We start from the raw sequence: 26031 nt of genomic DNA on the forward strand, positions 1-26031 counted from the left end.
TGTTGTGGGCGCATATCTGTTACGACGGCTGTTGCTGGTCATTCCCACGTTGTGGGCGATTATTACTATTAACTTTTTTATTGTGCAAATCGCCCCTGGAGGCCCGGTTGATCAGGCCATCGCCAACATTGAACTGGGTCATTCCAGCAGTTATAGCACTGGTGGCGGTGATGCAGGCTTAGGAGGCGCAAAAGTTGGCCTAAATGCCGCACAAGTGGGTGATAGTAACTATCGCGGCTCACGCGGATTAGACCCGGAAGTCATTGCCGAAATTAAACAACGTTTTGGTTTCGACAAACCGCTACATCAGCGCTATTTCGACATGCTATGGAGCTATGTGCGTTTTGATTTTGGTGACAGCCTGTTCCGCGGCGAATCTGTCATGTCATTAATTAAACATAGCCTACCGGTGTCTATCTCCCTCGGGCTATGGAGCACACTGATAATTTATATGGTCTCCATTCCGCTAGGAATCAAAAAAGCGGTCCGAAATGGTACGGCATTTGATACTTGGAGCAGCACCTTAATTATTATTGGCTATGCCATCCCCTCTTTCTTGTTCGCTATTTTGCTGGTTGTACTGTTTTCGGGTGGCAGCTATTTCGATTTATTCCCACTGCGTGGACTGGTGTCTAGCAACTGGGACACACTGCCGTGGTATAGCAAGATAACGGACTATCTGTGGCATATCACCTTGCCGGTATTGGCGACAGTGATTGGTGGCTTCGCTACATTGACTATGCTGACTAAAAACTCATTCCTCGACGAAATACGCAAACAATATGTTGTCACTGCCCGCGCCAAAGGGCTGCCCGAAGAAAAAATTCTGTATCGTCATGTATTCCGTAATGCCATGTTGTTGGTGATAGCCGGTTTCCCTGCCACCTTTATCAGCATGTTCTTCACCGGTTCACTCCTGATAGAAGTGATGTTTTCGCTTAATGGCTTAGGATTGTTAGGTTATGACGCTACCTTGCAGCGCGACTATCCGGTGATGTTTGGCACCCTTTATATTTTCACTCTGATTGGTTTGTTGCTAAACATTCTCAGCGATATCACCTATACCCTGGTTGATCCACGGATTGATTTTGAGGGCCGCCAATAATGATACGGCTGAGTGCAATTAATCAGGCCCGATGGGCGCGATTTCGTCAAAACCGCCGTGGCTACTGGTCACTGTGGATTTTCCTGACACTGTTTATTATCAGTCTATTTGCCGAGTTTATCGCCAATGATAAACCACTGCTGGTGAACTATCAGGGGCGAATCTATATGCCCTTTATGACCAATTACAGCGAATCAACCTTTGGCGGTATTTTAACCACGGCAGCCGATTACCAAGACCCTTATGTGCTGGCCAGAATTAAAGAAAATGGCTGGGCTATCTGGGCACCTATCCGTTTTAGCAATAACACCATTAATTTTGCCACTGATGTTCCCTTCCCCTCACCTCCCAGCCGCACCAATTTATTGGGTACGGACAGCACCGGCGGTGATGTGTTGGCTAAAGTCATTTATGGATTTCGTATCTCGCTGCTATTTGGCCTGACATTGACGCTATTTTCCAGTGTGATTGGGATTTGTGCCGGGGCAGTTCAAGGCTATTACGGCGGCCGGGTTGACCTGTGGGGCCAGCGCTTTATTGAAGTCTGGTCCGGTATGCCAACACTGTTTTTAGTGATTTTACTGTCCAGTATTGTGCAGCCAAATTTCTGGTGGTTATTGGCCATTACCGTAATATTCGGCTGGATGGGGTTAGTCGGTGTCGTTCGTGCAGAATTTTTGCGCACGCGAAATTATGACTATATCCGCGCGGCGCGGGCCATGGGAGTGCGTGACCGAGTGATTATGTCACGTCATATGCTGCCTAACGCCATGGTCGCCACATTGACGTTTTTGCCTTTCATTCTATGTGGCTCAATCACCACCCTTACCTCACTCGATTTCCTCGGTTTTGGCCTACCAATGGGTTCTCCCTCACTAGGCGGACTGCTGCTGGAAGGTAAGAATAACCTTCAGGCGCCCTGGCTTGGGATCACTGCATTTTTGGTATTGGCCGTGCTGTTATCTCTGTTGATTTTTATCGGCGAAGCGGTACGTGACGCCTTTGACCCAAGTAAGGTGTACTGATATGGCGACCTCCCCACTTCTGGATATTCAAAATCTCAGTGTTGCATTTCGCCAAGCCGGTGTTGATCGTCAAGTTGTCAGCGAACTGTCATTACAGATAGAAACCGGTGAAACACTGGCTTTGGTCGGGGAGTCCGGCTCTGGCAAGAGTGTCACAGCTCTGTCTATTTTACGTCTACTGCCCTCGCCCCCCGTCGTTTACCCAACCGGCGATATTCTGTTTGCGGGAACATCATTGTTACACGCTGATGAACCAACATTACGCCGTATTCGCGGTGACCAGATTTCAATGATTTTTCAAGAGCCGATGGTCTCATTAAACCCATTACATACCATTGAGAAACAGCTGGCAGAAGTGCTGTCGCTGCATCGGGGTATGCGTCAGGAAGTGGCTCGAACTGAGATTATTCAGTGTCTTGATCGGGTGGGGATTCGTCATGCCAAAAGCAGATTAGCCGATTTCCCACATCAACTCTCCGGGGGCGAACGCCAGCGAGTGATGATTGCGATGGCGGTCTTGACGCAACCCAAGTTATTGATTGCCGATGAACCAACGACGGCGCTGGATGTCTCGGTGCAAGCTCAAATTTTGAGTTTGCTGAAAGAGTTAAAGCAAGAAATGGGGATGAGTTTACTGTTTATCACTCATAACCTGAATATTGTGCGCCGGTTAGCAGACAACGTGGCGGTGATGCGTGAAGGACGCGTTGTTGAGCAAAATAGTCGTCAGGCTCTATTTAGTACACCACAGCATCCCTATACCCGCCAGCTACTGGATGCCGAGCCACAAGGTGACCCATTACCGCTGAACACCAACTTGCAACCCTTGCTTGAAGTTAAAGGGTTGCAAGTGGCTTTTCCCATCAAGCGAGGTTTATTACGCCGCACCGTCGCTCATCACTATGCGCTGAAAGATCTCAGTTTTGATTTAAAACCCGGCGAAAGTTTAGGGTTGGTGGGTGAGTCAGGCTCAGGGAAAAGCACCACCGGGTTGGCATTGCTGCGCTTACTGCCCTCCCAAGGCGAGATTTGGTTTAGTGGTCAACCGCTACACAATTTTTCACCAAAGCAAATGCTGCCCTATCGTAGCCGCATTCAAGTGGTGTTTCAGGACCCATACTCAGCACTTAACCCTCGCTTGAATGTTCAGCAGATTATTGCTGAAGGGCTGGAGGTGCATCAGAAACTCAGCGCCACACATCGCGAACAGCGAGTGATCAAAGCTATGGAAGAAGTTGGGTTGGATCCGGTGAGCCGTTATCGCTACCCGACAGAGTTCTCAGGCGGGCAGCGCCAGCGTATTGCCATTGCGCGAGCACTCATTCTGCAACCCCAGTTGCTGATCCTCGATGAGCCAACCTCATCATTGGATAAATCAGTACAGGCGCAAATTTTGGCTTTACTGAAATCCCTTCAACAACGCTACCAGCTCAGTTATCTGTTTATCAGCCATGACTTACAAGTTGTACGCTCACTTTGCCATCAGGTGATTGTGTTAAAGCAAGGCGAAGTCGTGGAGCAAGGTGATTGTCGGGCGATATTTGCTGCGCCCAAACAGCAATATACTCAGCAATTGCTGCAATTTGCAGACTAGTTTGCTGAAGATCGGGAATCAAGACATAAAAAAGCGCCAGCATGGATAACTGACGAGTAGCGCTGACGAACGCGATCGCACGTCAGAAGGGATAGAGCGCCGTCATCGTTTCAGCAATAGCAACACCCACATCTTTCAGACGGCACATAGTGGCACTTTCATCTTGATTATGGACAAACAAGCAAGGCTCGCCTTCCCATTCAACAATGGCGGAATCCACTTGTATCTCTTGTAACGAGAGATGGAGCCGCTGCATGATAATTTGCGCATGTGTGCCATCGTGGCTGAGTAATTTCAGCCCCATAAGGTCATTATTGGTATCGTCTATCGCCGTCAGTGGTATCGGCTCAACTTTGACGCCGATGAAACCAGATAACCAACGGTAACTTTGCGGCAGACGATGTACTACCGAAAGTTGGATATTATTCACGTATTTTTCCTAGTTAAAATAAAAAATCAAAAAACCATAAAAGCACCACAATGACTCACACTCACTAAAGTTATAGCCGCTAAGTTGGTATTGTGCTTGATTCAAACCTCATCAAAACACAACATTGATAACAATTTAGAAACTAAAAACCAACAATGCTACTTTTGTGCTGTTTTCAACCTTGATTCAGTCATCAGTGCCAAGCCCGAGACTGCCGGTTTGGGATTTAGATCCCATTTTTCGTTATATTTATACCTTTATGGCGGCTATCTCAACCATTTTTCTTGCAAACACGTTACCTAATACCAGCCAATATTTTACATTTCAGGAACAAATCAGCGTCATACCATGCGAATAAAGTTCAATTAATTAATTGATAAATATATATATTCACTGATATCCGTCACCTTTTTACGCGAAGAAATAACAGATAAAAATTACGTCGCAACAATTTAGATGTTTTTATAATATTGCTCAAAAAGTTAACAATATGGTGCCAAGCATAACTATGCAATGAATAATGATATGCATGCTTATTATGTTGATGAAGCGCAAGAATCTGCTGCTTTTTCGTGGCAATTAGAGCGATATTTAACAAAGTGAAGGGAAGCAGAGGAAGGATTTAAGCATGATGTTAATTAATGGCTAGTGACTCATAAAAGACATAAGAAGAGGTTCGAGCACCTCCTCTCATGCCTAAGTATGAATTATTTCACCGCATCTTTATGAGGGCGGCTGGCATAAAGATAAAACAGCATGGCGACAATAATACAAAATGCCATTGAGCTGACCATAGGCCAGGCACTACGCGATGGTGCCATCGACAACAACGTTCCCACAATCGCGCCGATACCAAAACGCAAAGTCCCGGCCAGAGAAGAGGCCGTACCTGCCATATGCGGGAAATCATCCAAGATAACAGCCATGGCATTCGAGGTGATCATCGCGATACAGCCAACATAAGCCGCTACACCCAATACCAGTGCCCAGAACCCCAAGCCGGTAGCACAAACCACCAGCAACCAGATTCCCATAACAAGTTGCACCAACATACCAAAGCGGAACATTTTCAATGCTCCGAAGCGGCGAACATTGCGGCTGTTAATCAGTGTCATCAAGAATAGAAAGACAATATTCAGCGCGAAATAATAACCAAAGTTCTGCGGAGAAACGCCGTTTAAATCGATATAGACAAAAGGACCGGCACTCAGGAATGAGAACATCCCAGCAAAAGAGAAGCCGCTGGCTAGCATGTAGCTCAGGACCCGCTTATGACGGAATAAAGTGGCGAAATTGCCAATAGTGGTACGCAAGTGAAACCGCTGTCGTTTTTCTTGCGGCAAAGTTTCTTTGATAAACAGTGAAACCAATATCGCGGCCACCAACGCAGCACCCGCCATAGTCCAGAAGATAGCATGCCAGCTAAACCACACCAGCAACGCCCCGCCAATGATCGGTGCCAAGAGCGGTGCGATAGTCATCACCAAAACCACAAAAGACATCATGCGGGAGAAATCGTCTTTGGTGAACATGTCTCGCATCAAGGCATTAATCACCACACTCGCGGCGGCTGCCGACAAACCATGCAGGAAACGCATGTTAATTAATTGTTCAATCGATTGCGCCATAGCACAAGCCATCCCGGCAAGCGCGAAGATTAGCGTCCCCCAGAAAATGACCGGCTTGCGCCCAAGGCTATCGGCCATTGGCCCATAGAACATCTGCCCGATAGCAAATCCCAGCACGTATGCGCTTAAGGTCATCTGCACCGAACCACTCTCTACACCAAACTCTTGGGCAATCGTGGGCATGGCGGGAAGATACATATCAATCGCCAGCGGCATCAGCATCGACAACAAGCCCAGGATAAAGATTAAGCCAAAGTGGGATGTCCGATTTTTCTCTTCTTGATTACTGGCAAGCACGTTCAATAACTCCTTCAATAACCTGTAGTCGGTTATATCAACGGCAAAACAGCGTGGAAACCATTCGCCCACGCTGCAATAGAAAAATCACTTACAGATGTGGTGCGCCGACACTCGCAATCTCTTCTGCCGTTAGTGGGCGATACTCGCCAGGTGCCAAATCATCATCGAGCCTGATTTCACCAATTCGCTCACGGTGCAGTTCTACTACCCTATTTCCGACGGCCGCGAACATCCGTTTAACCTGATGATAACGCCCTTCGCTGATGGTCAGACGCACCAACTGCGGCTCGATAACTTCAAGCAGTGCCGGTTTGGTCAGGGATTTTTCGTTATGCAGTTGTACGCCGTCAGCAAATTGCTGCGCCGTATCATCGGCCAGTGGATGTTCCAATGTCACCAGATAGGTTTTTTCACAATGGTGGCGCGGCGAGGTGATACGGTGTGACCACTGACCATCGTCGGTCATCAGTACCAACCCTGTAGTATCAATGTCTAACCGACCGGCAGCATGAAGTTTGTATGCTACTGGTTCATCAAGGAAATATAGCACCGTAGGATGATCCGGATCGTCGGTTGAGCACACGTAGCCTTGTGGCTTGTTCAGCATAAAGTAACGTGGACCAACCATTTGTTGTAATGGGTTGCCATCAAATCTCACGTCCTGCTCTGGGGTTAGCTTAATGGCACCACTTTTAACCACTTCACCATCAATGGTAACTCGCTTTGCCCGTAGCTCGCGCGCGACCAACGCCCGGCTGACACCTAATTGCTGAGATAAAAACTTGTCCAATCGCATTGAATCTACTTTGCCTGTTGTATAGTCGTGCCCGTGACAGGCACGATACCGTAATCACGCCTACATCTTGAAAAATGAGGGGAATTATACGGTGTGGAATGAATGAAGCCGTAAAGTTATATAGAGGAAAATTATTCGCTGTCTAACCAACCTAATCCACCAGTATAGCGGCGGTTGTCATATCATCCTAGAAACAGTTGCAACCAGCCCCTTATTTAGAAACTGCATCGTGGTAAAATTCAGTTATCGCCCCAGCCCCGCCAATCGGCATAATAGAGAGTAGAAATTTTTTCACTACGGGTAGAGAGAAATGTTGTTTATATCCGGTAAAAGAGTGTTGCAAATGATGTCTTCCGCCAACGGCCATAACCTGTAATGGCATTTACATTACGCCCTTATCAGCAAGAGGCGGTGGATGCCACCCTTGCCCATTTTCGTCGACATGCCGAACCCGCTCTGATTGTTTTGCCTACCGGGGCAGGTAAAAGTCTGGTCATTGCCGAACTGGCAAAGCTGGCTCGTGGCCGCGTTCTGGTGCTGGCGCATGTCAAAGAATTGGTTGCGCAAAATCATGCCAAATACTGTGCCTACGGTTTAGAAGCTGATATTTTCGCCGCGGGTTTACAGCAACGCCAAAGTGAAGGGAAAGTTGTTTTTGGGAGCGTGCAATCAGTCGCGCGAAATCTTTCCCTATTTGATAGTGCTTTTTCATTGTTAATTATTGATGAATGCCATCGCATCAGTGACGAAGATGACAGCCAATATCAGCAAATTATTCAACATTTACGCAGCACCAACCCGCGCCTGCGACTATTGGGGCTGACAGCCACACCTTATCGTCTGGGCAAGGGGTGGATTTATCAATTCCATTATCACGGCATTACGCGCGGTGATGGAAAATCACTGTTCCGCGATTGTATTTATGAATTACCCCTGCGCTATATGATCAAACACGGTTTTCTGGTGCCCCCAGAGCGGTTAGATATGCCGGTAGTGCAATACGATTTCAGCCGTCTGACCAGCAACAGTGACGGGATGTTCCGTGAAGCAGATTTAGACCGTGAACTTAAACAGCAGCAAAGAATCACCCCACATATTGTTAGCCAAATAATTGAATATGCCGCCCAGCGCCGTGGAGTGATGATTTTTGCCGCCACCGTCGAACACGCCAAAGAGGTCTACGGATTACTGCCTCAGGGTGAAGCGGCGCTGATCAGTGCCGGGACACCCCCTGCGGAACGCGATGCATTAATTACCGCCTTTAAAGCACAACAATTACACTACTTGGTGAATGTTGCTGTATTGACGACCGGTTTTGATGCTCCTCATGTTGATTTAATTGCCATTCTTCGCCCGACGGAATCAGTCAGCTTATATCAACAAATTGTCGGACGTGGCTTGCGACTCTTTCCGGGCAAAAAAGACTGTTTGATTCTAGATTATGCGGGTAATCCCCATGATCTTTTCACACCCGAAGTTGGCACCAGTAAACCCCATAGCGATAGCCAACCCGTGCAAGTTTTTTGCCCGGACTGTGGTTTTGCCAATATTTTTTGGGGGAAATGTACCGCGTCAGGCGAAATTATCGAACACTTTGGCCGCCGCTGTCAGGGCTGGTTTGAGGATGACAGCGGTAGCAGAGCGCAATGTGACTACCGCTTCCGCTTTAAATCCTGTCCTCATTGTGGGGCTGAAAATGATATTGCTGCGCGCCGCTGTCATCAGTGTCAGGAAGTGCTGGTCGACCCCGACGATATGCTAAAAGCCGCATTGAAATTGAAAGACGCATTAGTACTGCGCTGTGGCGGCATGAGTCTGGAGTCTGGGCATGATGCAAAGGGTGAATGGCTAAAAATGACCTATTACGACGAAGATGGCACCAATACCAGCGAACGTTTTCGGTTAACCACACCAGCACAGCGGATGGCTTTTGAGCAAATTTTCCTACGCCCCCATCAACGAGCGCCGGGAATTACACTAAAATGGCAAACCGCAGCAGATATTATTGCTCAACAAGCACTATTGCGTTATCCAGATTTTGTTGTCGCCCGGCGCCGTGGACAATGGTGGCAAATTCGAGAAAAGATATTTGATTATCAGGGGCGTTTTAGAAAAGCAGACTCGTTGGCTTAACACATACAACCAACACGCTGTAGCGCCATGCGAAGCAGATAACCCAGTTATTGGCGTTACAGCAAGGCGGCAAGTGAAAGAGTTCCGATGAGCTTACATCAGTAAGTGATTCGGGCGAGAGAACGTAGCCAACACCGCTGTAGCACCACGCGAAGCAGATAACCCAGTTATTGGCGTTACAGCAAGGCGGCAAGTGAAAGAGTCCCGATGAGCTTACATCAGTAAGTGATTCGGGCGAGAGAATGTAGCCAACACCGCTGTAGCACCAAGAACGCAGGTTATATGCGGTATTGTTTGCTGTCTGGCTGAGACTTCGCTAGAATATCGCCCGCTTTGCTCTGGGTTTACCCGATCAAAGCCGACTATCGAACCTGTTGCTGGGTCGCCTGTAGCAGGGTAAATTTTCTTTAAGAGAAAACCAAATGACCACTATCAATGTAGAAGTACGTAAAGACCAGGGTAAGGGTGCGAGCCGCCGCCTGCGTGCAGCAAATAAATTTCCGGCAATCATTTACGGTGGTTCAGAAGCAGCAATCGCTATTGAACTTGATCATGACACCACCAAGAACCTTGAATTGAAACCGGGCTTTTATGATTCAGTACTGACTCTGGTTGTTGACGGTAAAGAAACCAAAGTTAAAGTACAGGCTGTTCAGCGTCACGCTTTCAAGCCAAAACTGACTCATATCGACTTCGTTCGCGTTTAATCGCGTCGCTTTCGATATTCGGGACGCCGAAATAAAAAACGCCGCTTATGCGGCGTTTTTTATTGGCTAAACATTTTACTGATACAATATACAGTCACTTCTTGCCCGCATTACGCTGCAACTGATCTCGCAGGTTTGGTGGCGTGCCTCTGATAGTCAATGTATCTGTCGCGGGATCCCAGAAAATACGTTCCCCCAGCAACAATGCGTCAAAATTGATACTCAACCCACCACCGCTGCCGGCAAATTTGGTCAACTGACGCAGTGTTCCGCGATCCGCTGGGAAGCTCTCTTCCAGTGCATAACCTTGCTCGACAGAAAATTGCTGGAAATCCTTTTCGCCCAACTTAGGTAATTCTTGTGCAAGCTCCTGCAAAGCAATCTCTTCACCCGCCTGCAACTGCTCATTACAGTAGCTATATACCTGCTGGCGGTATGCCTGACGCTCATTTTTGCCAAGCTCTGCATCTGCACAATAGTCGTCAACTGCCTGCAATAAACCACGGTTTTGTGCTTTAGTATCCAGCCCCTCAGACGCAGACAGGAAATCCATAAAGAAGTCAGATACTTTGCGCCCAACCCGCCCTTTCAGGAAGGTCAAATAGCGGGTTGACTCTGGATTATTTTCCCACTCTGTCAAATCGATACGGGCCACGATATCAGCACGATTGATATCGAGATAATGGGTGGTACTCAGATCAAGCTGCTCATTCACTCGCATACTATTACAACTGCTCAACACCGAGATCAGCAAATATTCCACAGCCAAGTAGCGGTATTGGCAAAACAGCACCACACCACCTTCAGCAAACGGATATTTCGCTAACTCATCGCGTAAACGCCCGGTTACTGCGCGACTAAAGCTGAGGAAGTCTTCATCACCCTTACGGCTTCGTTTCAGTGCTTCAGCTAACTCACTTTGCTCATTAAACAGCCCGTAAGCTTTGCTTTTGGCACTGTAAACCCGATGCAGCTCGGCCATCATTTCTTCGACTACAGCATTGGTTGGTAACAGTGAATCGCGCAACACCACATCAAGCGTTTGCTCATCACGCTTGATAAGCTGATGTAAGGCTATCTGGTCAATATCCAGACTCATGATAAATACTCCTTTTGGCTAGGGGCGTATTCAATCACTGATGCCTGAGAGCTGCAACCCAAAAGCTATCGCGCCCCTCAATTAATGGCTAATGATTCTTAATGCTATAAAATAGCGGAAAAGCGCGTCTCTATACGGTAAGATATGGGACTTTGTCAGGTGTTGAGCACAATTTTTATGCCACAATCATCCCGTTATAGCGACGAACACGTTGAACAATTGCTATCTGAATTGGTCAGCGTACTGGAAAAACACCGTACCCCAACCGACCTTTCTTTAATGGTTTTGGGGAATATGGTAACAAATCTGATCAATACCAGCATTGCCCCCGCGCAACGCAAAGTATTGGCGCGTTCTTTCGCTGAGGCCCTTCAAGCTTCAGTACGTGAAGATAAAGCTCATTAATTTATCGGCCAAGACTGCAATCTCAATATGGTGACAAATCGTCAGCGCTATCGTGAAAAAGTCTCCCAGATGATCAGCTGGGGGCACTGGTTCGCCTTGTTTAACATCCTGTTCAGCCTGGTGCTGGGTAGCCGCTATTTGTTTGTTTCCGATTGGCCCTCATCGCTGATTGGCCGTATCTATGCCCTTGTCAGCTGGCTCGGGCATTTTAGTTTTATCGTTTTTGCTGCCTATTTATTGGTGATATTCCCACTGACCTTTGTGGTGATGTCGCAGCGGCTGCTGCGTTTCCTTTCAGCTGCCTTTGCGACGGCGGGTTTAACGCTATTATTAGTAGATACAGAGGTTTTCACTCGTTTCCACTTACACCTTAATGCTGTCGTTTGGGAATTAGTGATTAACCCAGACCAAACTGAGTTGGCGCGTGATTGGCAATTGATGTTTATTGCCGTGCCAGTTATTTTTCTGGTCGAGATGCTTTTCGGTACTTGGGCATGGCAAAAATTGCGCAGTCTCAACCGGCAGCGCTTTGTTAAACCATTGGTTGCGGTGTTTATTTCCGCATTCTTTGCCTCACATTTGATGTATATCTGGGCTGATGCAAACTTCTATCGCCCGATCAGCATGCAACGCGCCAACTTACCACTTTCATATCCGATGACGGCCCGTAAATTCCTAGAGAAACATGGTCTGCTTGACCAACAGGAATATCAGAGGCGCTTAGTCGAGCAGGGGAATCCAGACGCGCTGACGGTTGAATATCCTCTCAGCCCAATGACTTTTAGCGATAAAGGCAGTGGCTATAATCTGCTGTTAATTGTCGTTGATGGAATTCGTGTCGATAGCCTGCAAAAAGATATGCCAGCATTGGCCGAGTTTAGTCACTCGAATATTCAGTTTGACCGACATTACAGTTCGGGTAATCGCCAAGATACCGGTTTATTTGGCCTGTTTTATGGCATATCCCCAACTTATCTGGACGGTGTTCTCTCTGCCCGGAAACCCTCGGCATTCATTACGGCATTGAGTGCGCAAGGTTACCAGTTTGGCCTGTTCTCGTCCGATGGCTTTGCATCGCCACTTTACCGCCAAGCCCTGTTGTCCGATTTCACCTTACCGGCTCCCACAGAACAGACTGACAGCGAGACTACGGCGCAATGGCAACAATGGTTGTCAACCTTGACCAGTAATGCGCCATGGTTCTCATACATTAATCTGAATGGGGCCGCTGAAGCACAAGATCCTATCAAGGGTGAGAAAATTGCATCACCGAACAACTTTGTCCGTCACTATAAGGCGGGCGCACAAGATGTGGATCAGCAGATTGCAACGATTCTGGACACCCTGAAACAGCGTGGCCAACTCGATAAAACCGTGGTTATTATCACTGCTGCACATGGTGTCGAATTTAATGATTACGGTAATGATAATTGGGGGGCGGGTAGCAGTTTTAATCGTCAACAGTTGCAAGTCCCACTGATTGTCCATTGGCCAGGTACGCCAGCACAGACGGTGAACAAGCTCACTAACCACGAAGATATTATGACGACACTGATGCAACGGTTATTGCATGTTAAGACGGCATCGGAGGATTATTCACAAGGTGAAGATCTATTTGCCGCGCGACGTCATCATAACTGGGTTGCTACGGGTGATAACGGAATGTTAGTGATTACAACACCGACACAAACGATTGTGTTAGATAGTAATGGCCAATACCGTACTTATGATGAGCAAGGCAATGAAATTAAAGATGAAAAGCCGCAGCTCCCACTGCTACTGCAAGTACTGACGGATATAAAACGTTTTATTGCGAACTAGCTCTAAAATTCGGGCATTACGTGCTTAAAAAAACGGCAAACGTTTTTATCCGGTATTGCATTAGTCACTGTAAAATGTAGTATAAATGCCACTGTATCGGCATGTAGCGCAGCCTGGTAGCGCACCGTCATGGGGTGTCGGGGGTCGAAGGTTCAAATCCTTTCATGCCGACCAAAATACCTAAAGAAAACCAACCTGTTAGGGTTGGTTTTTTTGTTTGTGTGATAGGAACTGAACGTCGGGGTAGAAGGTCGCTCGATAGCACGCGACCTTGCCCTGATGACCTGCTATAAACCTAGAGTTGAGTAACGTTAAAGTTCTTCGCCGTTGGTCTCGATGACTTTTTTATACCAGTCGAAACTCAGTTTTCGCGAACGCGCCATCGTACCAGTGCCATCATCATTTTTGTCTACATAGATAAAACCATAACGTTTACTGTATTCACCAGTCGTGAATGACACGCAATCGATACAACCCCACGGGGTGTAGCCCATTAAGTCGACACCGTCTTCAAACACTGCTTTTTTCATCTGCTCAATATGCGCTTTAAGATAAGCAATGCGATAATCATCGTGAACCATGCCGTCATCGCCCACTTTGTCGATAGCACCAAAGCCATTTTCGACAATAAATAGCGGTTTTTGATAACGCTCATACAATACGCTGAGTGAATAACGTAAGCCGACGGGATCAATCTGCCATCCCCAGTCAGAGGCTTTAACGTGTGGATTTGGCACACTGCCCTCAAAACCAGACAATGAGTTACCGCTGCCGGGATTGGTCGCCGAAACTGCATTGCTCATATAATAACTCAGCCCCATATAGTCAGCACACCCCTCACGCAGCACTTCGAGATCTCCCTCTTCCATATGGATAGTAAAACCACGACGTTCCCATTCATTGAGAATATATGAAGGGTAATAACCACGCATATGGACGTCACCGAATAGATAACGCTCACGCATAGCTTCCACGGAATACATCATGTCGTCAGGGTGGCAAGAGAATGGGTATAGCGGCACCATGGCAACCATGCAGCCGATTTTGAATTCAGGGTTAATTGCATGACCCAATTTGACCACTTTAGCACTGGCAACAAACTGGTGATGCAGCACTTGGTACATTGTTTCTTCTGGATTTTCTTGTTCAGTGAACACCACGCCAGAGCAGCAATAGCCAAATAATGGGTATTTCCAGTTGCGCTGATTGTTAATCTCGTTGAACGTCATCCAATACTTAACTTTGCTTTTATAACGCTCCATGACCACTTCACTAAACCTAACGAAGAAGTCGACCACTTTGCGGTTTTTCCAGCCACCGTATTCTTTAACCAAGTGCCATGGCATTTCGAAGTGCGACAAAGTAATAACCGGTTCGATGCCGTATTTCAGCAGCTCATCAAACATATCGTCGTAAAATTGCAGGCCCGCTTCATTCGGTTGTAACTCATCACCCTTAGGGAAAATGCGTGTCCAAGCAATGGAAGTACGAAAACATTTGAAGCCCATCTCAGCAAACAATGCGATGTCTTCTTTGTAATGACCATAGAAATCAACGGCTTCATGGTTCGGATAGCGATAGCCTTCTAGCACACCATCCGTCATCACACGGTCAACGCCGTGCGCGCCGCCGGAAAGTACATCGGCGATACTTACCCCTTTACCCCCCTTATCCCAGCCACCTTCAACCTGATGTGCTGCGACTGCGCCACCCCATAAGAAATCCTTCGGTAATTGTTTGTAATTCATAACTTTCTCCCATAGTGCGGTAGGCAAGTACCCACCCTGAAAATAAAATTCAATGACGGGGGTCGCCCGCCTAAACATTAAGGCTATTTTAACCCTGATTCATTTGCGCCTGAGTAATAGGTGACGATGATGCTTTTTCCTCTACACTCTCAACCTCATCGGTAAAGCCAACCAGCCAAGTGAACACAGCACCCAATACGAAAGCGACAGTGATTGATATTAAGAAACCCAAGAATTGGGTCATATGCCCTTCTTTAAAGAAGACGGGCAGCACGGCAATACCCGGCAAACAGTAGCTCCACGACACCGCATTAAAACTTCCGGCGATAGCCCCACCAATTCCGCCCGCGGCACAACTGCACAGGAACGGTTTTTTCAGTCGCAATGCCACACCATAAATAGCCGGCTCGGTAATACCGAATAAAGCGGTAATCCCCGCCGACAGAGAAATACCTTTCATTTCGCTGTTTCGCGTTTTTAAGTAGACCCCAAACATAGCGCCGGCCATAGCGAAGACAGCAGAAGCTTGTAGACCAGTGAAAGTGTCATAACCCAGGGTTGCGTAGTTACCTACTGTCACCGGCGTGATACCCCAATGAACCCCTAACGTGACCAAGGGTTGCCAAAATGCACCTACCATAAACCCGGCAACTGCGGGACTAAGGTTATAAAGCGTGTTGTATACACCACCGATAGCGCCACCAATCAAATTACCTACTGGGCCGAAAACCAGCAGGGTTAATGGCACCATAATGGCAATACAGAACATTGGAGTGAACAGGTTACGCACAACCATCGGCAGGACACGTTCAAAAAAGCGCTGCACATAAGACATAGCCCAAACCATCAAGATAATCGGAATAACCGAGGCGGTATAGCTCAGGTATTGCACAGGAATACCGAAGAAATCCAGTGTCGGTGAAGACAAAGGGATACCTGCAATAGTATTCAAAATTTGAGCAACTTGTGGGTTATTCACGGCTTCATGCATTAATTGTTGAACCGCAGGATCCGCTGAATTGACAGTAACTATCTTATTGGCTGTCAGCATATTCATGTAATCTGGGCTGATCAGCGCACAGGCTGTAATCACAGCAGTAAACGGATTCACATTGAATTTTTTTGCCGCGGTAAAGGCCACCATCACTGGCAGGAAAGTGAACCCAGTCCAAGAGACAAAGTTCAAAATACGATAAGTACCACTAGCAGCATCCATCCAACCAATGGCTGCAAGGAAAGAAATAATCCCCTGCAAAATACCGCAGGCCGCTAACGGATAAAGGAAAGGTGCAAAAATACTGGAAATAATATCCATCAAACGACTAATAATACCGACTTTCGGTGCAGCAACAGCTGCACTTTCATCTATATTAATCAGGTTAGTGACATGTTTGTAGGCATCACCGACATGATTACCAATCACCACCTGCATTTGCCCGCCAGCTTCGATAACGGTAATAACACCCTTAACACGATTTAATTTTTCTTTATCGACCGCTTTATTATCTTTCAATATAAAACGTAAACGCGTCGCACAATGTGTGACGGTAATCACATTATTATCACCGCCGATATATTTAATAATTTCTTGAGCGGTTAATGAGTAATCAATTGCCATTATTAATCTCCTGTCAAGGATACTGAGTATAAGATAAACAGAGTATTAGCGATTTATTATTAATATTTTTGGTCGATTAAGACTGAAGTTTAACAAAAAGAGAATTGAAGTCACGATATAACAAAAGTCGTGACTTGGAATATGTAACATATAAAAAACACCTTGTTTTATGGCGTTTTTTCATTCATTAGCGGAGGGAGTTTCTTACCTATGGTTTCAATAATATACAACACAGGTATTTGGGTAGTAATATTATAATGACCTTCTAATACAATAGGTGGCATATGATAAGAGATATTTAAATCAGCCATCTTAGCCAATGTTGAATTATCACTATTGGTCAGGCTGATAATCTTACAGTTTTGCAAACTGAACTGATTAGCAATACGGATAATTTCTTCGGTCTCTCCAGAAACGGAGAGTATGATGGCAATCGCATCCTGATACATATCACTATTAATCGGGTAATAAGGATCATCAATGTATGTACTGTATTTACCAATATTAGAAAAGAATCGAGCACTATATTTACCTAATGCACCAGATGTGCCTATCCCAACAAAAATAATTCTCCGTGTTTGTGCTATTTGTGCTGCAGCCAGATCAAGTAGTTCATCAAATTCACTATTATTGATACTTTTAAAATAGTTAATTATTTCACTGATACCAAAACTAATCGGTGGTTTTTCGTCATGCTCTAAATACAGTTTAAAACGCACGCGGAATTCAGAGTAACCATCACAATTCATTTTTTTGCAAAAACGCAAAACGGTGGTAGTGGAAACACCAGCAGAATCGGCGAGTTCCCTGATAGTCATATACATCACTTTGTCAGTATTTTTTATGATGTAGTTATAGACAATCAGTTCCAGTTCGTTTAACGAAGATATTTCTTGATAGGTAAACATACTGGTCCCCGAAAAACGATGTAATGGCTTAAGATATGGGAATTTAGCATGAAATGAGGAGCGTCACGAGGGGATTGATGAAGATTGATAAGGGTTTTATCGGGGGAATAGAGATAGTATAACCGGACGATTAAACCCGGTTATACTATTAGCTTTAGGGGACTAACGGCCACTCAATATCAGGAGCTACTGATATATCAATACGATTCAACAATACACGATAAGTTTTCCATGCTATGAGTTGTTCTTTCTCGCTATCCGTTGCCAGTTCGGTATCTATAGCATCTTGTAATGGTGCTATACTAGCTGCAGCTTCATTCAATAACTGCTTTTTCGTATCTTCAGCTATTTGTATTGCTGCAACATGCTGTGCTTTTGTATCCGTTACCCACAGATCCCCATTCCAAAAATCATAAGTAGTCTGCGGTGCCAATAATGTATGGGTATCAGGTAGATCGCCAAGGTAGTTCACTGGTTCCAACTGCCCAGAGTCCGTTCTGTAAGCTGCTTGGTCACGTAAATCAGTCACAGCTTCCCAAGCTTTTCCATCTTCAGTACGCCGGATCGCCTTGTTATTATCATCAAGTGGCATTGGAGCATCAATATAGCTCCCGGCAGGTATACCTACACCCACTGCCAAATACTCACTATTTACACCTATGTACTCTCGCGAGTCTCGACTTACACTATAAACAGAGATCCACCCCTCGATTATAGCCAAACCATCTTCATCTAATTGGGCTTGAGTAATATTCAGCATATTTTTCTTCATTATAAGGCCCTCACAATATAGTTGAACGCAATATTTCGCATACGGTTTTCAGCAGCTGTAGGCACAACAGTGGCCGCTGAAAAATTAAATTGGGGAATGGTAGTATCTCCACCAGATGCAACATTATTTTTTCCTGCAACACCACTGATGGCAAATGCCCCACTCGCAGCTGATGGATATGACGTTGATAATTCTTTAGCACCATGAACGCTAAAGGTGCCTGTTATATTGCGAATTGCATCACCCTGCTCTGATAACAGTGCTCGACCTGGATCAATTCCTCGTCCATCATCCCATGCGCGAATAACATCACCACGCATATCCGGTAAAATACCCGATGGATAGGCAAGAGCCAGTTTGGGGTATTGTGTTTTACTAAAAGCTGCACCGTTACATTTCAAATAACCAGTGGGGAGGGTAGATTGGGGCCAAGGAATTGGAGAGCCAACTAGATCAATTGTATTTATATAACTATAAAGATTACTACCCCATATTGAACCGGTAATATTCCCATCAGTGCCAAACATGGCTGTCCCACCAGCTCCATTCTCATTAGCATAAACTGCACCTTTAGATATCAGTCGTCCACAACGAAGGTCATCAGTTACGGAAAGGCTTTTCACCCCCAAAACACCCACTAATTGAATATTGGCATCCGTGCTATTAATAAACGGCAAAGTAATATCCGCAGTGCCATCAAAATTTACACCACCAATTTTTCGTGCTGTGGCAAGCTTAGTTGCAGCCGCGGCTGTTCCTGTCGTGGATAACCCCCCCAGATTTGCGAGAGCCGCAGCAACCGCTGCTGGGCCAGCAGCTTTTATTTCTGATAAATTATTACCCGACTGTAAAAATAGTTTCTTCAGCGCTGCTAATACCTGGGTATCATCGTTTGGATCTAATGTTAATCCTCCATCTTGTACGACTTTAATTAACTCCCGCTGCAAGGTATTAAACCATTCAGCCGGTAATATCGTTGGGGGAACACCGGCAGCAACATTGCCGTCGGTAAATTCGCCATTGTTGTCGGCGCGCGTATTAGGAATATCGCCAATTTTTTGCATAGAAAATCCTCACTAGTGAAAGCGATCTGTATCGATAATTAATTAACTGATATATATCCGAATGAATTGGTGTTGCAGCTAGCGGCGCTGAAGCATCAAGTCATAAGGGTATAGCCGAACTTCAAATTTGTATGAGACGGATTTAATACCGCTAATCTGCATTCAAGTTGTTTATTACCCCATGAACGCAGAGGGTCGCTGCAATAAGTTAAGCCACATTGAGCATAATGGATGGTGGTTTCCGGCGCGGTAATGAGCCAAGTAAAGGGCCACTCTTCGCCGTTAAGTGCATCATGACAAACTGCCATTCCTGCACAAGCTTGCCGATATTGAGTGACCGTAATGGAATAACCCAGGGCTTTTGCGACTCGAATAAAATAAGCCGCGGACTGCCCCCCCATACCAAACAATTTAGACACCACGGCACGCTGGCGTTGGATCATGCTATCGACTTCACCGATGGCGCACAGATCCGGTAGCCCCAAGGCCGCTTCCCACTCCGGCAACATCGCCGTAGCGGTTGCCGGAAAAGCGCCAGATAACAAATCTTGTGCATCTTCATCACTGCGCCGATAAGCACTGGCTAATGCCCGTAAAACTTCAGTTTGCACCCCATCAGATCGTCGTGGCCAAACCAAACCCATTGGCATTAATGCCTGCAAAGCTTCAGTATATTCACTGACAGAATAGCGGCTCATAAGTAGCTCACTGTACCCCTAATGGGGAGTTTACCGGTTTGCAGCTCAATATTGGCTGCCGGAGATTGCATAATAAACCCCCCAATGCCAGGGACTTCCCCAATGGCCAACAACAGTGATGACCACAGAATTTTTCCACCGGGCTCGCCCTCAGCGAAAAAAACCTCGTCGATCGCGGCATTGATGGCGGCCGTGGTGGTGCCATCTACATGAGAAATGCCGCTGAAGACGAAATCAATGGGTTGTGCGATGGGAGCGCAGACATATACCAAGGCAATAATGGGTTGCTGCGGATAAATAGCATCGGCTACCCGCCTCTGATCTCCCGTGGCTTTGACGGCCCCCCACTGTTCGAGTGAAGAAATGCCGTCACTGCCCTGCGGGAAGCCAGCGTAATCATTATCATCACACATGATATAGACTCCGACTGTGCCGGCCCCCATCAAGCGCCGTTTAACCCAGCATCGCGTCACTCCCGGTGCTGCCAATGCCCAAGATTGATAGTCTGTGTCATTACCGCCTTGCGGAATGTTTTGGTAAGCCAATAACATTCGCGAGCGAAAGGCATCTTCAGATTCAATGTCTGCCCCCCCGGTGATTTTACTCAGTGCTGTAGCAGTAGCTTGCACCCCCTCAATAGCAATATCGAGTGTCAACACGGTTCCTGCTGCACTGTTCCCTCGGTTGCCACCGCCTGTCGCATCCTCCAGTGGGCTAGGTAAAATCGCGGTAATTCTACCGATTGCGTTGCCATCAGCGGCGATCGTCACGGCATTATCGAGTTGATACTGATAGCCATCAGCCCGATTAAGACGCCGCCCGGCAGGAATGACCCGCCCGGCAAGACCACCGAAACGCACATCAGTACAATTGGCTGGATTCGCTGCTTTGCGAAACACATCTTTTAGTGCCGCCCAGGCCGCAAGATATTCATCGCTCGCATTGTAGGGGGTCGCTTGCCGGGCAATATAATCAAGATAACCGTAATGCAGATGTGCCATTCCGGCATCTGCGTCACTGATCACGCCAATATTAGAAAAACGCAATAAATTACCACCCGTTTTCAGTTCCGATTGCATATAGGACTGATTTCGTTGCCGTAATTCGCTTAAGGTGGGTCGATTAAATGGCATGAATTATTCCTCCCATACCCATGAAAATTTAACTGAAGATTGAGTTTTGTCTGGTTGCTGGTACGCAATAGCAAGCAACAATGTGTTGGGGTACATGATTTGTGCGCGAACGGTGATTACAGCCACAACGGCATCCTCGATCAGCCATGCCAACGCTTCCCGCGCATAGTCCTCCGCTTTGATGGCAATCTGGGTGGTCAGTTTTTGTCGCCGTAATAACCAAAGTCGCGAACCTATCGCGGATACCGCATCACTGTCCCCCCACCAGCCCCGACGATCATCGCCATCGATATCATCATCAACCCGAGCTAGGCGATCGGTGAATAAACTCAACAAAATGGCAGTATGCAGATCATCCCCCTCTAGCAATCCACCATGGCCTGTCCGCCAATCCCCCAGAGAGGCATCGACATCCCAAACTGTTTTAATATCCGTTGTCATCGCACCACCTTAGCGGGTGCCTCACTGGTGAGTGTTGCACTACCCGACTGTACGTTTTTGAGTTGATGATTGTGGCTGTTATAGGTATCTCGCAAGGTTTTAAGTGTCGTGGTATTACTGCCTGCGTTATCCACAATATCGCCACTCACTTCTAATAGCGGGGTATTTAGCCTCACTTTTACCGATGCATTTACCGTCACGTCAGTAGCGTTATTCACGATCACTGGCTGATTATTGGCCTCAATGATTACCCCACTTTCCGTCAATTTGATAAACTGCCCCCATTGAGAGTAAATCACTGTTTCTCCAGAGTTTAATTCTCTATGCCGGTAAGAGGGATGATTAGAGGCAATGATCATACCGCTGGAGCGATCGCCCCCCAGAAACCCCATCACCACATCACTACCCGCCGGTAATCCTGACGAAAAGCCGAATTCAGCTAGCCGTGGTGTGTCACTGTGAACTTCCAGTGAGGTCTGATACTGCACGGTTTGTACCCCCTCACTGTCATCAAAGGTAGCGGCTCGCCCGATCCCCAACAGCATTTTTATCTGTCGGTATAGAGTCGAGAATTGTCCACTGACATCATGCATATAACCCCCTGTTTCATTTGATTTTGTAGGGCTGAAGAGCAAAAGCCTCTGGGGGCATCAGCGTCATAGTTGCCACTGTGCCCTTAGCGTCTTTTAGATAAATCACCTCCGACAACAGCCATAACTCATCTTTTAGCCCTAAAGCTGGAATGGAGATAGGAATCAGTGAGTTGGTCTCCCAGAGTCGGTGCTCGCGATCGCGCCAGCTATCAACTTGCACCTTAAGAGCTTTAGAGCGGCCATTATTGCGGTTGATGCTCCAATCGAGGCTATTTCTCACCAAATCGGGTGAGTCCATGGTGCTTTCGACGATAACTATTTTGTTTCGATAACGGGTGGGAAACTGTTCAGCCAGTTGTGTATCCTGCTTTTTCACCAAAGCCGAGGTGTTATTGCCGCCCGAAGCAGAACGGCGGGCGACAGTATTGCTCGACAGGGTTACACCGGTGTAGTCAATAAAACGTTGATTAATATCCGTATGCAGGTTTGCACTCAGAATATTGACTCCCTGTTCTACGCCACTAGCCGCTTTACATGTACCGACACGAGTGAGGTATAAATTGCCATCTGGTTGGTCGTAATAGAGCAGTGCTGCCCAGCGGGTTGCATGTTCAATGACCGCCTGCGCGGTTTCTCCCCAGTTAAGGGTGAATTTCGGCACCACCACCAGATCGGTAACGTCAGAGGTCACCTTAATGCCATAAGGATCGGCCAATTTTTGTGCAATTTGCAATACCGTGGACTGACTGATTACGCTGTTGGGCCATTGCGCAGAGCAATCGACCAAATCCTGACACTTGCTCCGCCCCTTCGCAGTAACCTCACGACTGGTGGCCGTGATGGTGCTATCCCAGCTGTCGATATAGCCGGTCAAGACGGCATCGTTGCCCAGTTTGACCACACAGGGATCTCCGGGGTTTATCCATTGCAGTCCTTCACTGCCGGGATAGCGATCCATCAATGACAGTTCAAAACTACTGGGTAACGTTTCAATGCCTCTGGTGACCTGAATTTTACTCCAGCCGGTGATTGCCCTGCCGCCCACTTCCAGTGTTAAGTCATCGTTTACCCATTCATCATTCATAGGTTCAATGCCTTAAATCTAATGGGCATAAATGCCGGATGAATAGGATTGGCCATTTTCACTAACGCCTCTGCGCGAGAAGCATCTTGATACAACCGATTTGCTAGCATCAAAGCAGGTAGCGCACGAGTGAAACTTACATCGCCAACCCGCGATAAATTCGCTCCTGCTTGTTGCAAACGCAACACAATGGATTCCCGCATCAGCATCAGTGAACGGTATACATCATCATTTCCACTATCGGCAGCAGCCAGCGCTCGGTTATCAATGACTTCACACACCCGTCCTAAAATGGTCACCGCATCGTCATAGCTTTCCGGCTGATATTGCGCTGCAGCATAAACCATCCCCCCAGCACACAATGTCGCCATTAATTGATGACTGGCATCGGCAACTGCCGCCTCACTTTCATTGGCACGAAAGGTGTCGTCTTGCATTGTTGCCAATATTTCCATCATGCGAATCACATCTAAGATACTGACACCGCTGTTTTGCAATGCATTCACCAGCGCCAACAGCTTACTGGCATGGGCATCAATGCTATTGGCATCAAGCAAGTCATTTACTGCAAAATTAACTGCCGACTGCCCTTCAACCGCTAATGCCAGCCGCTGCGATACCAAGAGTGCGAGGTCCGCAGTATCACTTGTCAAATTGACAGTTTGTGTCGCCCCGGAACTGCTGCCCCCCACGGTGCCGTGGTGATAGCGGCCATACCGCTTGCTACCGAAGGTTGAGCGCAACGCATTTCCCAAATTGCTGGCCTCATTGGCGGTGCTTGTTACCATCCTCCCCCAAAATGCCGCCGTATTTTTCAGCGTTTTTATCGCCTGAGTCGCAGAGCGCATCTCACCCTTTACTGTGGCAATAAAACCGGCAACCGCTTTGGCACTCAAACCCAGCCAGGAAGATTGGATTGATGCCCCCATCTCTGCCGCACCAGTGATGGCGAAAGCGCGTAAGCCGGATTCATGCGCCTTTATAGTGAATGAAAATATCCGCCCAGCGGCGGTATTCTCATCAATCTGCAATTCACTCACACTGACGGTCATTTCGCCGAGAGTTGGGTGTACTAACGTCCCCGGCCCTTGCATTTCACATGCAGCAATCAATGAATCACGCTGAGTCATCACATCTGGCGCGGTATAAATCTGGCTGTTTTGCACCAGAAATCCCGTTAGCACAATGCTCCGAGCGCTACGGCCGAGATCTTCGATATAGCTGGTATCACGATAAGGGTAACTGTGCACCACCTGACGCCGGCCAAAAGTATCAACACTTTTATTGATGACAAAAGGTACACCGCGAAACGAGGCTTGATGTAGATGATCCGACCATTGCCAGTTGTCATCACCGCCACCGAGTAGCGTGGATAAGGTATCGCCGATAAGTGACATTGCGTTCTCCTGTTTAGGATTCTTACGATAGAAAAGCAAAAAACCGCCGAAGCGGGTGATGACAGAAAGGAAGGGAAATGACTCGCGTAATTACATTGGCATGACCATGGCGTAGCTAATCCGCCCGCCTCCCTGCGCCTGAATCTCTGACGTTTCACCCGTCCGGCTATCAATAAGTGTCAGTTCGATCTCCACTCGGTTATTCTGCATAGCAGTCGCAATAACATCGGCAATCACATCAGCATTAAAGCCCCCCTCCGCCTCAGAATAAATAGGCGATATATTGGTAACATGACTGACGATATTGTCGTTGGGTGATGTAGCTGGCTCTATCGAATAAGTATCACGTATATCAGAATCACTAACTTGGCTGTTATCACTCATCCAAATATCATCAATACTCTGATTAAATCGTTCTACTTGCTGATTAAGATTAGTCTGTGGATAAGGAGTTTGACTAATAGTACTATCAGCTACTGGCGAGCCTATTCTTTGCGTATTTTTCTTTAAAGCTTCGTGTTCATGCATTTTTTTCTTAACACTGCCTGATATTCCAGGAAAGTTAAGCATGAAAAGCTCATACGTATTAAGTTTATCTAGAAAATCAGGATCACTCTGTGCTTGTTGTTTCTTTAATAAATTATAGCCATCTATATTCATCCAGTTTGTAATAAATGAGCTTTCATCAAAGTCATAAGCGATTAAATCAGAAAACCGGCCTGTTATATTTGCAAGAATATCATCAAATAAAAATGGGCTAGTTACATTGTAATTAAACTGCTGCAACCATCCCTCTTTAGCCGCTTTTAGTGTGGTTTTTTCATGCTCCAAAGTGACTGCTTTTTTGTTATATTCAGGATCGACATCAAGTCCGAAAGTTTTAACTCGAGTAAATAAAGAGTTAAGATCAGTACCTTCACGTGGCAATAGCATTTCATTACTGTCGAACTCAATGACATTATCTAATTCGCTCTTATCTCTTGGTGACAATGGTGCATAAGCAGTAGCATAATTTGTCATCGTTTTAGGAGCATCAACGGTGCCATTATCATTGAGGATAATATCGATTTTATGCTTAGTGAATAATTCAGATGCCGGCTTATTATGGCCCCAAGCTATATCATTGAGCCTTTTATATAGTTTCTGTGTGGATTTGATGGCCTCAATATTATCAACACCACGAATTCTCATGGCACCAGTAACATCACCGAACTGTTCAACAGGCACTCCAACACCTTGAGCTGCATTGTTAACAATGAGTGCATTACTTGCACCTTTATTTATTAAGCCTAATAATTCAGAACTAATGGTATAGGCTGTATGTACACCATTAGCAAGCTTATAAGCCTTAACCATGGCCCCCGGAATTTTTTTATACGCCGGTATTTTACCCCCAGCGATATCGTCCAAAGGTGGAATCCCATCAATACTGTTTTTATCAGCCATTTTTGCCAGCCTTAATTTTATTAATCCGCTCGGCCTGCTGACACCACCACATTAATTTACTGTAGGTCAGGGACCAGGCATCGCCC

The 26031-nt window shown here is 46.6% G+C and carries 23 protein-coding genes and 1 tRNA gene; 8 read left to right on the forward strand and 16 right to left on the reverse strand.

Annotated elements, in window-relative coordinates:
- The first annotated feature begins 4 nt into the window (after window positions 1–4).
- Genes HUZ92_RS04090 through yejF form a run of 3 tightly spaced genes read left to right on the forward strand, consistent with a single transcriptional unit; the run spans window position 5 to window position 3724 of the window.
- Entirely contained in the window at window positions 5–1105 is a 1101-nt protein-coding gene (locus HUZ92_RS04090) for a microcin C ABC transporter permease YejB (protein WP_050139774.1), read from the forward strand.
- Window positions 1105–2130: an ABC transporter permease gene (locus HUZ92_RS04095; protein WP_050097038.1), complete on the forward strand. Its 1026-nt coding sequence runs from the start codon at window positions 1105–1107 to the stop codon at window positions 2128–2130. The genes HUZ92_RS04090 and HUZ92_RS04095 overlap by 1 nt, the downstream gene beginning before the upstream one ends.
- A gap of 1 nt (window position 2131) precedes the next feature.
- Window positions 2132–3724: a microcin C ABC transporter ATP-binding protein YejF gene (gene yejF, locus HUZ92_RS04100; protein ID WP_050097037.1), complete on the forward strand. Its 1593-nt coding sequence runs from the start codon at window positions 2132–2134 to the stop codon at window positions 3722–3724.
- A gap of 82 nt (window positions 3725–3806) precedes the next feature.
- On the opposite strand, the gene HUZ92_RS04105 is transcribed toward yejF, so the two are convergent.
- From HUZ92_RS04105 to rsuA, 3 genes are all read right to left on the reverse strand, one after another.
- Window positions 3807–4154: a YejG family protein gene (locus HUZ92_RS04105; protein ID WP_050097036.1), complete on the reverse strand. Its 348-nt coding sequence runs from the start codon at window positions 4152–4154 to the stop codon at window positions 3807–3809.
- A 707-nt stretch (window positions 4155–4861) separates the two neighbouring features.
- Complete coding sequence (locus tag HUZ92_RS04110; protein ID WP_050097035.1) at window positions 4862–6079, reverse strand: Bcr/CflA family multidrug efflux MFS transporter; 1218 nt, start codon at window positions 6077–6079, stop codon at window positions 4862–4864.
- Window positions 6080–6170: 91 nt separating this feature from the next.
- Window positions 6171–6878 (reverse strand): 16S rRNA pseudouridine(516) synthase RsuA, encoded by a 708-nt coding sequence (gene rsuA / locus HUZ92_RS04115; protein ID WP_050097034.1) that lies wholly within the window; start codon window positions 6876–6878, stop codon window positions 6171–6173.
- 375 nt (window positions 6879–7253) lie between these two features.
- Here rsuA and HUZ92_RS04120 point away from each other — a divergent pair, with 375 nt between their 5' ends.
- Together HUZ92_RS04120 and rplY are read left to right on the forward strand one after the other, a co-directional pair.
- Window positions 7254–9011 carry a DEAD/DEAH box helicase gene (locus HUZ92_RS04120; protein WP_050097033.1) on the forward strand — a complete coding sequence of 586 codons (1758 nt, stop codon included), beginning with the start codon at window positions 7254–7256 and terminating at the stop codon, window positions 9009–9011.
- 422 nt (window positions 9012–9433) lie between these two features.
- Window positions 9434–9718 (forward strand): 50S ribosomal protein L25, encoded by a 285-nt coding sequence (gene rplY, locus HUZ92_RS04125; RefSeq protein WP_050097032.1) that lies wholly within the window; start codon window positions 9434–9436, stop codon window positions 9716–9718.
- Between the two features lie 94 nt (window positions 9719–9812).
- Here the strand turns inward: rplY and yejK are convergent, their stop codons facing one another.
- Window positions 9813–10817: a nucleoid-associated protein YejK gene (gene yejK, locus HUZ92_RS04130; protein ID WP_145579991.1), complete on the reverse strand. Its 1005-nt coding sequence runs from the start codon at window positions 10815–10817 to the stop codon at window positions 9813–9815.
- A gap of 177 nt (window positions 10818–10994) precedes the next feature.
- Between yejK and HUZ92_RS04135 the strand changes: the two genes are divergently transcribed.
- The 3 genes from HUZ92_RS04135 to HUZ92_RS04145 all read left to right on the forward strand — a co-directional run bounded on the left by HUZ92_RS04135 (window position 10995) and on the right by HUZ92_RS04145 (window position 13217).
- On the forward strand, window positions 10995–11222 hold the full coding sequence (locus tag HUZ92_RS04135) for a YejL family protein (RefSeq protein WP_002208836.1): 228 nt from the start codon (window positions 10995–10997) through the stop codon (window positions 11220–11222).
- 27 nt (window positions 11223–11249) lie between these two features.
- Window positions 11250–13043, forward strand: a complete 1794-nt coding sequence (yejM, locus tag HUZ92_RS04140) for an LPS biosynthesis-modulating metalloenzyme YejM (RefSeq protein WP_050097030.1) — start codon at window positions 11250–11252, stop codon at window positions 13041–13043.
- Between the two features lie 97 nt (window positions 13044–13140).
- Window positions 13141–13217, forward strand: a tRNA-Pro gene (locus tag HUZ92_RS04145).
- Window positions 13218–13354: 137 nt separating this feature from the next.
- Here HUZ92_RS04145 and HUZ92_RS04150 read toward each other — a convergent pair.
- From HUZ92_RS04150 to HUZ92_RS04210, 12 genes are all read right to left on the reverse strand, one after another.
- Window positions 13355–14791: a 6-phospho-beta-glucosidase gene (locus HUZ92_RS04150; protein WP_128450894.1), complete on the reverse strand. Its 1437-nt coding sequence runs from the start codon at window positions 14789–14791 to the stop codon at window positions 13355–13357.
- A gap of 88 nt (window positions 14792–14879) precedes the next feature.
- Window positions 14880–16409 (reverse strand): PTS transporter subunit EIIC, encoded by a 1530-nt coding sequence (locus HUZ92_RS04155; protein WP_050096972.1) that lies wholly within the window; start codon window positions 16407–16409, stop codon window positions 14880–14882.
- Window positions 16410–16576: 167 nt separating this feature from the next.
- The gene (locus HUZ92_RS04160) at window positions 16577–17317 is read right to left on the reverse strand and encodes a MurR/RpiR family transcriptional regulator (protein WP_050096971.1); all 741 of its coding nucleotides are present in this window, start codon (window positions 17315–17317) and stop codon (window positions 16577–16579) included.
- 154 nt (window positions 17318–17471) lie between these two features.
- The gene (locus HUZ92_RS04165; RefSeq protein WP_050295306.1) at window positions 17472–18089 is read right to left on the reverse strand and encodes a tail fiber assembly protein; all 618 of its coding nucleotides are present in this window, start codon (window positions 18087–18089) and stop codon (window positions 17472–17474) included.
- Window positions 18089–19153: a phage tail protein gene (locus HUZ92_RS21005; protein WP_409350110.1), complete on the reverse strand. Its 1065-nt coding sequence runs from the start codon at window positions 19151–19153 to the stop codon at window positions 18089–18091. Before HUZ92_RS21005 ends, HUZ92_RS04165 begins: the two co-directional genes overlap by 1 nt.
- Window positions 19154–19248: 95 nt before the next feature.
- Complete coding sequence (locus tag HUZ92_RS04180) at window positions 19249–19851, reverse strand: YmfQ family protein (protein ID WP_050096968.1); 603 nt, start codon at window positions 19849–19851, stop codon at window positions 19249–19251.
- Complete coding sequence (locus tag HUZ92_RS04185; protein WP_145579992.1) at window positions 19848–20984, reverse strand: baseplate J/gp47 family protein; 1137 nt, start codon at window positions 20982–20984, stop codon at window positions 19848–19850. Before HUZ92_RS04185 ends, HUZ92_RS04180 begins: the two co-directional genes overlap by 4 nt.
- Before the next feature lie 3 nt (window positions 20985–20987).
- A complete protein-coding gene (locus HUZ92_RS04190; protein ID WP_050096966.1) occupies window positions 20988–21425 on the reverse strand; it encodes a phage GP46 family protein in 438 nt (145 codons plus the stop codon).
- Entirely contained in the window at window positions 21422–22018 is a 597-nt protein-coding gene (locus tag HUZ92_RS04195; protein WP_050295305.1) for a phage baseplate assembly protein domain-containing protein, read from the reverse strand. The genes HUZ92_RS04190 and HUZ92_RS04195 overlap by 4 nt, the downstream gene beginning before the upstream one ends.
- A 13-nt stretch (window positions 22019–22031) precedes the next feature.
- Window positions 22032–23102 carry a phage baseplate assembly protein gene (locus HUZ92_RS04200; protein WP_050096964.1) on the reverse strand — a complete coding sequence of 357 codons (1071 nt, stop codon included), beginning with the start codon at window positions 23100–23102 and terminating at the stop codon, window positions 22032–22034.
- Entirely contained in the window at window positions 23099–24499 is a 1401-nt protein-coding gene (locus tag HUZ92_RS04205) for a DNA circularization protein (RefSeq protein ID WP_050140430.1), read from the reverse strand. Before HUZ92_RS04205 ends, HUZ92_RS04200 begins: the two co-directional genes overlap by 4 nt.
- Window positions 24500–24589: 90 nt before the next feature.
- Window positions 24590–25945, reverse strand: a complete 1356-nt coding sequence (locus HUZ92_RS04210; protein WP_145579993.1) for a hypothetical protein — start codon at window positions 25943–25945, stop codon at window positions 24590–24592.
- Window positions 25946–26031: the final 86 nt, after the last annotated feature.

Source organism: Yersinia vastinensis, from assembly GCF_902726565.1.
Classification (GTDB): Bacteria; Pseudomonadota; Gammaproteobacteria; order Enterobacterales; family Enterobacteriaceae; genus Yersinia; species Yersinia vastinensis.

Coding starts and splice junctions, on each gene's coding strand:
- HUZ92_RS04095 (WP_050097038.1), top strand. CDS start 1,105: ATGATACGGCTGAGTGCAATTAATCAGGCCCGATGGGCGCGATTTCGT.
- yejF (WP_050097037.1), top strand. CDS start 2,132: ATGGCGACCTCCCCACTTCTGGATATTCAAAATCTCAGTGTTGCATTT.
- rsuA (WP_050097034.1), bottom strand. CDS start 6,878: ATGCGATTGGACAAGTTTTTATCTCAGCAATTAGGTGTCAGCCGGGCG.
- HUZ92_RS04120 (WP_050097033.1), top strand. CDS start 7,254: ATGGCATTTACATTACGCCCTTATCAGCAAGAGGCGGTGGATGCCACC.
- rplY (WP_050097032.1), top strand. CDS start 9,434: ATGACCACTATCAATGTAGAAGTACGTAAAGACCAGGGTAAGGGTGCG.
- yejK (WP_145579991.1), bottom strand. CDS start 10,817: ATGAGTCTGGATATTGACCAGATAGCCTTACATCAGCTTATCAAGCGT.
- HUZ92_RS04135 (WP_002208836.1), top strand. CDS start 10,995: ATGCCACAATCATCCCGTTATAGCGACGAACACGTTGAACAATTGCTA.
- yejM (WP_050097030.1), top strand. CDS start 11,250: ATGGTGACAAATCGTCAGCGCTATCGTGAAAAAGTCTCCCAGATGATC.
- HUZ92_RS04150 (WP_128450894.1), bottom strand. CDS start 14,791: ATGAATTACAAACAATTACCGAAGGATTTCTTATGGGGTGGCGCAGTC.
- HUZ92_RS04155 (WP_050096972.1), bottom strand. CDS start 16,409: ATGGCAATTGATTACTCATTAACCGCTCAAGAAATTATTAAATATATC.
- HUZ92_RS04160 (WP_050096971.1), bottom strand. CDS start 17,317: ATGTTTACCTATCAAGAAATATCTTCGTTAAACGAACTGGAACTGATT.
- HUZ92_RS04165 (WP_050295306.1), bottom strand. CDS start 18,089: ATGAAGAAAAATATGCTGAATATTACTCAAGCCCAATTAGATGAAGAT.
- HUZ92_RS21005 (WP_409350110.1), bottom strand. CDS start 19,153: ATGCAAAAAATTGGCGATATTCCTAATACGCGCGCCGACAACAATGGC.
- HUZ92_RS04180 (WP_050096968.1), bottom strand. CDS start 19,851: ATGAGCCGCTATTCTGTCAGTGAATATACTGAAGCTTTGCAGGCATTA.
- HUZ92_RS04185 (WP_145579992.1), bottom strand. CDS start 20,984: ATGCCATTTAATCGACCCACCTTAAGCGAATTACGGCAACGAAATCAG.
- HUZ92_RS04190 (WP_050096966.1), bottom strand. CDS start 21,425: ATGACAACGGATATTAAAACAGTTTGGGATGTCGATGCCTCTCTGGGG.
- HUZ92_RS04195 (WP_050295305.1), bottom strand. CDS start 22,018: ATGCATGATGTCAGTGGACAATTCTCGACTCTATACCGACAGATAAAA.
- HUZ92_RS04200 (WP_050096964.1), bottom strand. CDS start 23,102: ATGAATGATGAATGGGTAAACGATGACTTAACACTGGAAGTGGGCGGC.
- HUZ92_RS04205 (WP_050140430.1), bottom strand. CDS start 24,499: ATGTCACTTATCGGCGATACCTTATCCACGCTACTCGGTGGCGGTGAT.
- HUZ92_RS04210 (WP_145579993.1), bottom strand. CDS start 25,945: ATGGCTGATAAAAACAGTATTGATGGGATTCCACCTTTGGACGATATC.